Origin of the sequence: Algoriphagus limi (assembly GCF_024919275.1) — a bacterium.
Classification (GTDB): Bacteria; Bacteroidota; Bacteroidia; order Cytophagales; family Cyclobacteriaceae; genus Algoriphagus; species Algoriphagus limi.
Window position 1 is genome coordinate 319,807 of record NZ_JANWGH010000002.1, and the last position, 10,924, is coordinate 330,730.

The 10,924-nt window shown below is 39.7% G+C and carries 11 protein-coding genes; 4 read left to right on the plus strand and 7 right to left on the minus strand.

Annotated elements, in window-relative coordinates; all coding sequences use genetic code 11:
- Positions 1-5: 5 nt before the first annotated feature.
- Positions 6-623 (plus strand): response regulator, encoded by a 618-nt coding sequence (locus NY014_RS09685; protein ID WP_259414391.1) that lies wholly within the window; start codon positions 6-8, stop codon positions 621-623.
- Positions 624-638: 15 nt separating this feature from the next.
- Here NY014_RS09685 and NY014_RS09690 read toward each other — a convergent pair whose 3' ends face one another.
- A complete protein-coding gene (locus NY014_RS09690) occupies positions 639-1,694 on the minus strand; it encodes a hypothetical protein (RefSeq protein ID WP_259414392.1) in 1,056 nt (351 codons plus the stop codon).
- A 269-nt stretch (positions 1,695-1,963) separates the two neighbouring features.
- On the opposite strand from NY014_RS09690, the gene NY014_RS09695 reads away from it, so the two are divergent.
- A complete protein-coding gene (locus NY014_RS09695; protein ID WP_259414393.1) occupies positions 1,964-2,797 on the plus strand; it encodes a universal stress protein in 834 nt (277 codons plus the stop codon).
- A gap of 4 nt (positions 2,798-2,801) precedes the next feature.
- On the opposite strand, the gene NY014_RS09700 is transcribed toward NY014_RS09695, so the two are convergent.
- Positions 2,802-3,989 carry an RsmB/NOP family class I SAM-dependent RNA methyltransferase gene (locus NY014_RS09700; RefSeq protein WP_259414394.1) on the minus strand — a complete coding sequence of 396 codons (1,188 nt, stop codon included), beginning with the start codon at positions 3,987-3,989 and terminating at the stop codon, positions 2,802-2,804.
- A 58-nt stretch (positions 3,990-4,047) separates the two neighbouring features.
- On the minus strand, positions 4,048-4,854 hold the full coding sequence (locus NY014_RS09705; RefSeq protein WP_259414395.1) for a hypothetical protein: 807 nt from the start codon (positions 4,852-4,854) through the stop codon (positions 4,048-4,050).
- 85 nt (positions 4,855-4,939) lie between these two features.
- Between NY014_RS09705 and prmC the strand changes: the two genes are divergently transcribed.
- Positions 4,940-5,776, plus strand: a complete 837-nt coding sequence (gene prmC, locus NY014_RS09710; RefSeq protein WP_259414396.1) for a peptide chain release factor N(5)-glutamine methyltransferase — start codon at positions 4,940-4,942, stop codon at positions 5,774-5,776.
- 1 nt (position 5,777) lies between these two features.
- Here prmC and NY014_RS09715 read toward each other — a convergent pair whose 3' ends face one another.
- The 4 genes from NY014_RS09715 to dxs all read right to left on the minus strand — a co-directional run bounded on the left by NY014_RS09715 (position 5,778) and on the right by dxs (position 10,000).
- Entirely contained in the window at positions 5,778-6,911 is a 1,134-nt protein-coding gene (locus tag NY014_RS09715) for a hypothetical protein (RefSeq protein ID WP_259414397.1), read from the minus strand.
- Between the two features lies 1 nt (position 6,912).
- Positions 6,913-7,167, minus strand: coding sequence for a hypothetical protein (locus NY014_RS09720; RefSeq protein WP_259414398.1), 255 nt, complete (start codon positions 7,165-7,167; stop codon positions 6,913-6,915).
- 148 nt (positions 7,168-7,315) lie between these two features.
- A complete protein-coding gene (locus NY014_RS09725; protein WP_259414399.1) occupies positions 7,316-8,080 on the minus strand; it encodes an alpha/beta fold hydrolase in 765 nt (254 codons plus the stop codon).
- Positions 8,081-8,086: 6 nt separating this feature from the next.
- Positions 8,087-10,000 (minus strand): 1-deoxy-D-xylulose-5-phosphate synthase, encoded by a 1,914-nt coding sequence (gene dxs, locus NY014_RS09730; protein WP_259414400.1) that lies wholly within the window; start codon positions 9,998-10,000, stop codon positions 8,087-8,089.
- Between the two features lie 174 nt (positions 10,001-10,174).
- Here dxs and NY014_RS09735 point away from each other — a divergent pair, with 174 nt between their 5' ends.
- Entirely contained in the window at positions 10,175-10,924 is a 750-nt protein-coding gene (locus NY014_RS09735) for a segregation and condensation protein A (RefSeq protein ID WP_259414401.1), read from the plus strand.

Here is a 10,924-nt window from a genome sequence, read left to right on the forward strand (position 1 = left end):
TTTCTATGAAAATTCTACTTGTTGACGACCATCAAATTCTATTGGACGGCCTGAAGTTCTTGCTTCAAAACCAATCCTTCGTTAAGCAGGTACATGTCGCTTCCACCGTGGAGCATGCGCTAATTCAGATCCAATCAGAGGTACCGGACTTGATCGTCTCGGATATTTCTATTCCAGAAATTGGGGGGATTGTTTTTGCGCAAAAAGTCAAGGCTCTCTTTCCTCAAACTAAATTGATTTTTCTGAGCATGCACGAAGAACCTTATCGGGTAAAAGAAGCCCTTTCCACAAATGCAGAAGGGTATGTTTTGAAAAAAGCTGCTCACGAGGAATTGCTTAAAGCCGTGAGGGAAGTAGCAGAGGGAGGTTTGTATTTCAGTACAGAAATCCAGAAAATCCTGATTCAGCGAATGCGCTTTCCAGAAGATGAGCGAATCTTGACTGATCGCGAAAAAGAAGTACTCAGATTGATTTTTGAGGAGTATTCGAATAAAGAAATCGGTGAAAAACTCCATATCTCTGAGCGTACAGTAGAGACCCACAGAAAAAACATCTACCAAAAAACAAAGACCAACACCTTGGTTGGTCTTTTGAAATTTGCCCTGGAAAATAACCTCGTGTGAGGCATGGTCTAGTGCCTATTCCTGAGTCAACTCGAAGAAATTAGCAATACCTGTATCAATCATGTCCTTCATAGCTCCCGAGGCAAACTGAACATAAGCATCTCGGTCACAATCGGCAAAATGGGAAGCAACAGTAGCCTGATCTCCGGAAGTCATAACGAGTTGCGTATAGCTTGTTTTGGAAAACATATCTGTTTGTGCTTGGGTGACTTCCTTTATTTTTTTGTCTTTAAATACCCCTTCTGCAAACACTGCTTTTTTAGGTTCGACTTTAGCGTTGAACAGTGGATTACTTCCTATATCCAAGCCGGAAACGAATCGAACTTGAGTAGGAATCACAGAGGATCCAAAGTTGGAGATCGACCTGTTATTTTCACTTGGGTCTAGAAATGGATCTATTCGATACCCGATTGTTGCTTTTACTGATGAAGAATTGGTCCATACAGAAGCATCTGCATCAAGATTTACAAAAGGAAAGGCAAAAGTGACATCTGCGATAAAAGCATTTTCCAATTCCTTGGAAATTTTTGGAGTAGGATCCACAAGCCCTCCACCTTTTTTCTCTTTTCCTCCTTTGGTTACTGATTTCACCAAATATTCATATCCAGTCGGAGTCACCATGATATAACCTTCAACTTGGGAATCTGAAGAAGCGCCACCTTTCACCTTAGTCCATCCTTGATAGTATTCAAATTGGCTTACTTCATCTGCTGTCATAATCTCAAAACCCTCACTTTTCAATTGACTGACAAAAGATTCATAGGCTTCATCAATCATTTGTTGAAAATCTGGCACATCAACTCCCTGTATCTGAACTCCCATTCTGGTAGAAGTTCCAGAGGTGAATGTGGTACGATTTGCTCGCTCTTTCTTAGATCCGGAGGTTTTGGCTGAAGCCTCTTCAAATACTTCAAAATATGCGTTAAAGGATCGGATAAAAACTTTTTTAGGAGCTTTGCTCCCTTGTTTTTTCTTATTGTAACTGGTGATTTTAAGGTCCTTGTCACTAAAAACAGACCCAGGCATAAATTCTACAAATAGAAGCAGGAAAATTAGTAATAGACTTTTCATAAGATTATAAAGAAATACAGCTTGCAAGTTGACCTACTTTTTATTCGAAGGAAATACCAAAAAATGCGGGTTTTTTATCCGTACCAGCACGGATACTTAGGAACAATTCAAGGAATGAAATCGGCTATACTTTTTGGATTTAGCTCAAGAATGAAATCTCTTGATAAACGGGGTTTTAGCTGATAAAAATCAACTTTTCAACTCACTTTCCTCACGCCCAAACCTGATGTAGTTTTGTAATTTAGGGCATTACCAAACATCCCTATGAGATGAAGACTGGAGCCAAAATTCTTCTAATGACCGATTTTTCGGAGGTAGCTGGTTATGCCACTTTCTTCGCAAAAGAAATCGCCAAAAAAGTCCAAGGAACAGTAGAAGTAATGCATATCCTGACCACTCCGGTGGACTGGGTTAATTTAGAAAAGGAAAAGGAACAGTTTTACCCTGAAACTTTACAGGAAATTGCTACTGCTAATGCCAAATTATTTGCCTTGGTAGGTGAGTTCGAGCATTTGGGAATTTTGGCTACTTCATCTCTGGTTTACAGTTACGGCTCCGAAACTGTATTTGAACATGTGATTAACTCCAAGCCTGACATGGTTATAATGGGTTCTGAAGGTCGGGGATCAAGGAAACCTTTCTACATGGGGTCCTATGCTCAAAAAATGCTCCGGAATATCAAAATCCCATTGCTTATCGTAAAGGATGCCCCTATAAGACCGGAGATCAAAAAGATTGCTTTTCTGACTACCCTAGAGGAAAATCAAAAACCAGTTCTCAAAAAATTACAGATCCTTTCGAGCTTACTTGGAGCTCAGATCGATCTGATTTTTGTCAATACACCTTATAATTTTTATGAGGATCAAGAATCTGACGAACGATTTGAGGATATGAAAGACGGGGATTCCTCCATTCAGCAATTCCTAACCAATGCTGAAAATCCGGAGAACGGAGTAATGTATTACGCGGAGCGAAATCATCCGGATATATTGGTATTAGCAAAATCCGAGAAGTCAGGAATCACCAAATTCTTCACGCCAAGCTTGACAGAAAACTTGGTTCGAGCTCACAACTTCCCGATTTTATCAATCTGCTTGGAATAGAGAATTATTTCTTTTGTAATCGGGCTATATAAAATCCATCAAAGCCACTTTGATGTGCAAATACTTTTTTCTCTTCTATCAATTCAAAATCTTTCCCAGCTTCAGAGGCCAAAAACTTCTGAACCTGCTTTTCATTTTCTGAAGGAAGAATACTACAAGTTGCATAAACCATTTGCCCTCCCTTTTTTACCATGGAAGGGTATGTTTGGAGAATTTCTGCTTGGGTTTCCTCCACTTTCTGGATGGACCCGGGGCTCAGTTTCCATTTGGTATCTGGATTTCTTCGCAAAACACCCAAACCGGAACAAGGCACATCAAGCAATAATCGATCTGCAGATTCTTTTAATCGCTTGATAGTTTTGGAACCTTCAATCACCTTTCTTTCGATGATGTCAATCCCATTTCTTCGAGCCCTCAATTTGGTTTGCTGAAGCTTCCATTCTTCCAAATCCATGGATAGGATTTTGCCCTTATTTTCCATCAAAGCAGCTAAGTGAAGCGTTTTCCCTCCTGCACCTGCGCAGGCATCGATCACCCGCATTCCAGGTTCCACTCCCAAGGCTGCCGCAACTAATTGGGAAGATGCATCCTGGACTTCAAAAAGTCCTGCTTTAAATGCAGCCGTACGGAAGACGTTTTGTCTTTCTTCCAAAATCAAAGCATCTGGATATCCTTTGATCTGATACGTTCGGATTCCTTCTTCCATCAACTGAGCCTTCAATCGCTCTCGGGTAGTTTTAAGCGTATTTACACGCAAAACGACTTCCGCTTCCTCATTGAGACTATGCAGCTCAGTTTCCCATTCTTCCCCCAACTCTTTTTTCCCTAGCTGGTACAACCAATCCGGAACAGATTCCAAAATGGCCGGATTTTCCAGCTTCTCGTATTTCTCCTTGATTTTTTCAGGATTGATCTTCGAAAACTCTTCCCAGTTAGGAAGCTCATTTCCCTGCATCAACCAATAAGTTCCAAAAAGATCCCAATAATCGTTGGAAGGACTGAGATAGTTGATCAGTCTCCACCAGCGGACCATCTCATAGGTAGTTTCGGCAATAAAAGAACGATCCCGGGCTCCCCATTTTGGATTGGACTTGAGGGTACGCTCTATTACTTTATCGGCATATTGTCCTTGTTCGAAAATAGCATCAAGCGCCGAATGCACTCCGCGAATGGTATTATTATGTAGCTTCATTAGTGAGAAATTCTACACAAAGGTAGCCTTTCTTTCCTTGTCTTCTTAATCCCCAATATCAAAAGAGCCGGAAGGTCAATGAAAGCCTTATTCCTTCCCGGGATACAGCTGAACCAAAATCATATCGGTCTCCCGTATATCCATCAGCCAAAGCCCAAAGCGGGTCATAAACAAGTGTGTTGATAATATCCGAATTGTTAGAAAGCGTCCGCTTGCGGAATTCTAGAAAATTGGCGCGGATTCCTAAATCCATCCAATCATTGAGTGACCAAGCAAATGAGACATCAATTCCAGCTTTCCAATTTTTCTCCTCCATTTCCCGGATAATGGGCCCCGGAGCAATAGATAGGCAATTGGGACAAGGCCAATAAGGAAAATATAAGTAGGAGTAATCCGGAAAAATCTCTAATTGTCCTTTTCCTGATTCCCGAATTCCATAGAGATTAAAGGCAAGTGCTGTCCTTTTTCCGAGAGAAACTTTGCGCTGAAGAAAAAGACCAAAACCAAACAAATCATTTTGAAGGCCTACAGGCATTTCTACACGGGTCGTACCGATAATGATTGGATTTCCATTTTCGTCAGGTTCTGGTCCATATACTTCCCGATTGTAAGAACCATTTTCCTGTGCTTCGTAATATGCTTGATAACTACCCATCAAACCAATGGACCATTTTTCTCCCATGGGTAAACCAAAAAATAATCGGGTACTCCCGAACCTTTCCTTTTCTGGGGCAAAAACTTGCGGGTAACTCTGGGATTTTTCCCAATAATTCCCATCCATTTCGAAGAAAATAGCCTGCTTCTCCTGAGAATAAACCAAAAGAGGAAGAAGGGCAAAAAAGAGCAGTAGGATAGTTTTTTTCATACGCATAAATTGATAATGCTAACCTTTTCCCTAGGTAGCGTCATTAGTGCTTACCTTTACGCACGCAAAATCCAAATCGCTACTCATGATTAATTACAATAGCTTGGTAAAAAAATGGGCCGATGAACTTGATCTATATGAAATCCAAGAAGCTCAAAATTTAGTAGAATGGCTATTGGAGCATCATTTAGGTCTTCGAAGAGTGGATATGATGCATTTTTTGGATGAAAAAGACTTGCCGAAGGCACTAATAGATGATTTTTCCCGATTGAAAACTGGTGAGCCTATTCAGCAAATTATTGGAAAGGCACCTTTTTATGGACGAGAATTTTTTGTTAGTAAAGATACTTTGATACCCCGAAATGAAACCGAAGAATTGGTTCATTTAATCATAAAGGAAAACCCACAAATCGGTTTGAAGATTTTGGATATTGGTACGGGGACAGGTTGTATTCCAATCACTTTGTCTTTGGAGATGAAAAATGCAGAAGTCTTTGCTACGGATATTTCCGAGGCGGCATTGGAAATAGCACGTAAAAACGCACAAGAACTTCACACATCCGTCCAGTTCGTCAAATCTGATATATTGAATGAGGAAATTCCAATAGAGGGTTTGGATATTTTGGTATCTAATCCTCCCTATATTCCCATACATGAAAAATCCAGTATGCACACCAACGTAGTGGATTTTGAGCCTGGGTTGGCACTTTTTGTACCCAATGAAGACCCGCTTTTATTCTATCGGAAAATTGCCGAAGCTGGAAAAAAAGCAATAAAACACGGGGGAAGACTGTATTTCGAAATCCATGAAAACTTCGGAAAAGCAGTCAAAGACTTGCTTTTGGAAATGAATTATTCAAAAGCCGAAATAATTCAGGATTTAAATGGGAAGGATAGAATTGTGAGGGCCTGCATGAATTAGGCTAAAAAGTATACCTATAAAACTTCCTGTAAATATCACCGTTTTCTTCCCTTGAAGAGACACCACCTGCTATTAAGTATTTACCATCAAAGACGAAGTATTTAGCTATTGGCAGGTCAAAAAAGCGCTGTTCTTTTGTTTCAATATCCAATTCAATTAGAGTTACTCCCCTAAGGTTTTTTTCTAAAATTTCAAAACCTGTGTAGTCTCGAAATTTTTCCTCTTTCAAATGTGAAACAATTCTATATACCTTATCATTTCTAAAAAATACACTTTCAAAATCAGGCTCCTTTATTTTATATTCCAATTCTTGTGTTCTACTAGGATATCGAGATAGAAGTGGCGCGGAATCCCTGCCTATTAAACCACAATAAATCGATTGAATTGTTTTATCTGAAAAATTAAATATATAAAGTGAATCAGAAAACCTGTAATTAACTATCATTCTATCTTTTCCCATTTTTTCTAAAATGGGACCAGTCAATTCACTTGGTAAGAAACTTTCTTTTATAAAATCCGGAAACTCAAACGTACTATTAAATTCTTCCTTTTTTAAATCATATACTCGAAAGGGAATTTCTTTTTCGAAATAATCTTTATCATCATAACGAATATCACTCACAGTTGGGATCCCTAAAATCTGATCAAAAAATACAGCATTAGAATAAAAGCCACTGCGGTAATAGTTTACAAAATCGCTTCCATTATAATCGAATTCATCGACTTTCTTAGCTTTAGAATTAAAAAGAAAAAATGACTCTTGACTTGCAGGAAAGACAAAAATTGAATCAAAAGAATGAAAGTAAACTGATGCATCAGTGGAATTAAATCCCATTGGCCCTTCTCGAGGGATTAAAATAGGTTCTAAATAACTTCCTTTCCAAAAATTAACCCTGTGAATCATTAAATCCCCATTGGAATTTAATCCATACTCAATAAGGTAAGATTGATCCCCTTTTGAATAGGTTGTCCAATAAGTATGAGAAATATAATTAAGTGGTAACAATACCTCTAAACTATCTACACTCTTGAATTCGGAGTAAAAAAATTCTTTCTTTTTTTCTGAACAAGAAATGAAATAAAGAATCAGAGATGTCAATAGACATCCCTGATATAAACTAAGCTTCAAATCCATTTTAAAGCTTTCGAATTAACCCATAACCTTCTAACAACTCCACTACAGGAGTTATATCCATACGAGTAGCACTACCTGGGGTAGTACAGTCATCACCTATCTTATTTTCACAATGTGTGACTATATAAGTCCTACCATCCATCCTATCAATGCTTTCCACTGATTTAAACTCCCAACCTGCAAATGATTGAAGTGGCAGGGATAACAAAATTGAAGCAAAAAGCCCTGAAAAAGCTGTTTTCAATAAATTTTTCATGATTTTAAAATTTAAAAGTTTAAGAATAATTAAAAAGCTTTGGCCAAAAACTTATCCAAAATATAAATTAATTTTAATTAAAAAGAAAATATTACCTAATATATTTTTATAAACCCATTTCTTAGGTATCAATGCCTAAAAATGATATCTAAAATCTCATACAAAAACCCCGAACGATCTCGAAAGTCTTTTCCTTATCTTCGATCATCCCCATATGACCAGTTCCCGACAATTCAAAATAGTCTGTGAAGGCTTCTTTTTGTTGACGGCTTGCTTCGATTTTTACCGCTCCATCTTCGGTACCAGCGATCATCAGCTTCGGACCGTGAAAATTCTTCAAAACCTCAAACCGGTCTTTTCTGTCTCGCATGGCTTCGGTAAAGGCAATCAATCCTTCCAAGCTAGACTGCCCAGCCTGTTCAGTAGCCTTTTCGATTTCGGAGGCAAATTCAATACGGTGTTTCTCCGAAAAAAGTGGCGGAACAAAAGAGTTGACAAATTTTTCTGCTCCAAATTTCTTCAAAAACTGAATCGTGCGATTCCGCATGGCCTTTTTCTCCGAATCATCCGCAAAAGCCGTCGAATGAAATAAACCGATTCCTTTGACACGGTTTCCCATTAACTCCAGCATAGCCAAAGACACATAGCCTCCCAAAGAATGCCCGATTAGGACGGGACTTTCTACAGAATTCTCCTCCAGCCACTCCTCCAAAAAGACAGCAACCTCTTCTAAGGTGATATGATCTTTTTGAAGTGGAGTTTTCCCAAATCCGGGTAAATCGGGACAAAGAACCCGAAACTCCTTAGATAACTCCTGAGCAAAATCTTCCCACATAGCTCCGATTTCACAAAATCCATGGATTAGAACCACGGGTTGACCGAAGCCTTTTTCAAAAAAATGAATAGAAGACATGAAATTTTAGCTGACTTTTTCGACTTCTGCGAGAGAGCGGACTGCATCTGCAATTCCTGCTGGATCAAAGCCACAAAGCCTATGCAATTGTAACTGGTCTCCATGCTCGATGATTTCATCTGGAATTCCCAAACGTTTCACCTGAGCTGAATAGCCATGATCAATCATCCACTCGACCACTGCAGATCCAAAACCTCCCATGAGGCAGCCATCCTCTACGGTGACAACCTTCTTAAACTTGCCAAAAATCTCATGCAACAAGTCCTCATCCAAAGGCTTCACAAATCGCATATCATAATGCGCAGGATTGAGACCCTCTTCAGCTAACTCTTGACTGGCTTGAACTGCATAGTTTCCAATATGTCCGATGGTCAAAATAGCAACATCATCACCTTCCTTGACGATTCGGCCTTGTCCCAATGGAATTTGCTGGAATGGCTTTCTCCAATCAGGCATCACACCATTACCTCTTGGGTAACGGATGGAATAAGGACCTTCATGACTTAGAGAGGAATACATCATATTTCGGAGTTCTTCCTCATTCATTGGCGCTGCCACCACAAGATTAGGGATACAACGAAAATAAGCAATATCATAAGCTCCATGGTGCGTAGGACCATCCGCTCCTGCAAAACCAGCTCGGTCTAAACAGAAGACTACAGGTAAATTTTGAAGACAAACATCATGGATTACCTGATCGTATGCCCGCTGCATAAAGGTGGAATAAATATTACAGAAAGGCTTCAAACCTTGGGTTGCCATACCGGCGGATAAAGTCACCGCATGCTGTTCAGCAATTCCCACATCGAATGCTCGATCAGGCATTTCCTTCATCATAATATTGAGAGAAGAACCGGAAGGCATGGCGGGTGTAACCCCCATGATTCGTTCATCTTGCTCAGCCAATTCTACAATAGTATGACCGAAGACATCTTGATATTTTGGAGGTTGTGGTGTGGCTGGAGACTTTTTGAAAATTTCTCCAGTTACCTTATCAAAGGTACCGGGTGCATGCCAAGTAGTATGATTTCCTTTTTCAGCAGGTTCATAACCTTTTCCTTTCACCGTTACACAGTGAAGAATTTTTGGACCTGGGATATCCCGTAGGTCACGAAGGATTTCTACCAAATGATTAACATCATGCCCATCAACCGGACCGAAATAGCGAAGGTTTAAAGATTCAAATAGGTTGCTTTGCTGAAGCACAGCTGATTTGATAGCACCCTCCACTTTTGAAATGACTTCCTGCGCCGATGTTCCAAACTTGCTCAGTTTGCCCAATATTTTCCATACTTCATCCTTTACCTTATTGTAGGTATGAGAAGTAGTGATATCTGTCAAATAATCCTTTAATGCACCGACATTGGGGTCAATGGCCATGCAATTGTCATTCAGGATAATCAAGATATTGCTATCGCTAACTCCTGCATGATTCATAGCTTCAAAAGCCATTCCTCCTGTCAAGGCACCGTCTCCGATAACTGCAATATGTTGTTTGTTGACTCCCTTATATTTGGAAGCCATTGCCATACCTAAAGCCGCCGAAATGGAAGTACTGGAGTGACCTACACCGAAGGAATCATATTCGCTTTCTTTACGCTTTGGAAAACCTGAGATTCCTCCAAAAATTCGATTTGTGTGGAATTGGTCTCTACGACCAGTTAAAATTTTATGACCATAAGCTTGATGACCTACGTCCCAAACCAACTCGTCCTCAGGCGTATTTAATACATAATGTAAGGCAACGGTCAATTCTACTACACCCAAACTCGCACCGAAATGCCCTCCGTAAACGGATACATTATCAACAATGAAATGACGTAACTCATCGCAGATTTGGACAAGCTTGTCTTTCGGGAATTTTTTAAGGTCAGCCGGGCTGTTTATTTGAGCGAGCAATTCTCCTGGTTGAATCAACATGAAGCTTTACATTAGGTGGTCAAGATTGATAAACAAGGGAAGATTTCGATTGTTTTTTAGTTAGCATAGCAACTAAAATCAACCCATCCCTTTCTCAACCAAATCAATTAATTTACTTTAATTGAATATCTTTGACTATAAGTTCGCAAAATTAACCAATAATCTAAATATCCCTTGAGTTTCGAAATCAAATTACCGCTTTTCGAAGGACCATTCGATTTGATGCTGTTCTTCATTGAACGGGACGAACTGGATATTTATGACATTCCGATCTCCAAAATCACCAATGATTTTCTGGATTACATTCATCACCTCGAGCAAATGGAAATTGAGGTGGCGAGCGAATTTATCCTTTTTGCGGCCACGCTGATGAAAATCAAGTCCCGGATGCTTTTACCTCGCCCGGAACTTAATGAACATGGAGAGGAAATAGATCCTCGGGAAGAGCTAATTCGGAATCTTCTCGAATACAAAAAATACAAATCCGTTATTCAGGATTTGGCCACGCTTGAGTCTGATCGCCTTTCCAAAGAAAAAAGAGGTAATATTGCAGCGGAAATAAAAAGCCTAAGCAAGATCGACGACGTAGACGCGGAGCTTCAGAATGTCGATCTCTATAAACTCCTCAAGGTATTTCAAAAGTGCATGGCCAAAATGGCTGCACGCGGTGACGAAACAAAACACACCGTTATCCAGTATCCCTATACCATTGAGCAACAAAAAGATTTTGTTTTGGAAAAAATTAGCTTCAAAAAGCAGGTTCCCTTCTCAGAATTCATCGAATACAAACCCGACAAGATTTTTGTGATCTACACCTTCTTGGCAATTTTGGAGCTGCTGCAACTTTCACAGGTTACAATTGTCATTGGGGAAGGCTATAATAATTTTTGGGTAGAAAAGACTGAGCCTATCGCTGCAGCCTAA